The following is a 1,108-nucleotide window of genomic DNA, read 5'->3' on the forward strand; positions in this document are numbered from 1 at the left end:
ATACCACTATATAACCTCCAAATAACAACAACAATTCATTGGTTGCATTAATATCAGCGTGTTCCGTTGTTCAGGAATAAAACTTTTTATTTAACAAACAAAGAGAGTTCAATGATGAGCAAAATTACAGGCGTGTTAGTTGATGGTCATATTTTTGATATTAAAAATGATATGGAGAGTGGTTACTGTTTCCCTAACAGTTTGTTCCCAGGAGCAACCTTCAAGATGGTCATTGATAATGACCCTATTAATAATGACAAGGTAAAATGGACCTGTAGCACTAATGCAGACAATAATGTTCTGGCGGTTAGCCAGGATGGCACAGTAACTTTTCCGGGCGTAGATGAAAAGTGCGTTGGGAAGATTTTTGTCATTTTCGCCACTGATAAATCAACAAACAAATCTGCCGGCATCTATGTTTTTATTGTGAAGCGTTTTTTCAAATACAGCATTGAACTTTATAACTCAGTTAAAGATATTTTACCGTGGATTGAAAACATGAACGGGAATTTTCCTGAGGCACGTGACATCTATAGTTACGATTATGATAACTATAGTGGACCGCATATTATCAATCGAGAAGTTAACGCAGGGCTTTACCAGGAATGGGGCACGTTATCTAATAGTGGATGGGACGCAAGTTGTGAGCCTAAGGGTATTTGTAGCATTTACGCTTTTGATAAAGACAATAATACTTATTATTGCCTGCGTGATTATGGAGAAATAGAGTGTATTGATCGTTTTTGCGTCGCTCAGGCAGTTGCATCCTACGGAGAATCCATCGACTGATTGTGTTTTTTTCAACTATCATTTGCATTATTACAGCGTAAAGATTCACTGAAATTATAAAATTTAACTTGCGCAAAACCACCCGTTCAGCGGGTGGTTCTCATTTTTATCCACTATGTATATGAAGCTTAAAAAATAAACGAACTTAAGCGCTCCTTTTTATATTGCTACAAACAATTAATTCTCGACACCTAATAACTAAAGCCCCGCCCCCATATACCGCCAATACCCGTTTCATAACAAAATGCTGGTGACATTTCTCACCGGAAACTTTATTGCTACTGCTCAGAACGCAAATGCGGCAATACTCGGCTCCACT

The 1,108-nt window shown here is 37.8% G+C and carries 1 protein-coding gene; it reads left to right on the forward strand.

Annotated features, from left to right (window positions below; genetic code table 11):
• The first annotated feature begins 111 nt into the window (after positions 1-111).
• Entirely contained in the window at positions 112-789 is a 678-nt protein-coding gene (locus FEK50_RS23610; RefSeq protein ID WP_130238011.1) for a hypothetical protein, read from the forward strand.
• Positions 790-1,108 lie beyond the last annotated feature (319 nt).

It is taken from the genome of Escherichia sp. E2586 (assembly GCF_005781105.1).
Classification (GTDB): domain Bacteria; phylum Pseudomonadota; class Gammaproteobacteria; order Enterobacterales; family Enterobacteriaceae; genus Escherichia.

What these genes read in the sequence shown, in the direction of transcription:
- FEK50_RS23610 (WP_130238011.1), top strand. Translation starts at nt 112, where the DNA reads ATGATGAGCAAAATTACAGGCGTGTTAGTTGATGGTCATATTTTTGAT.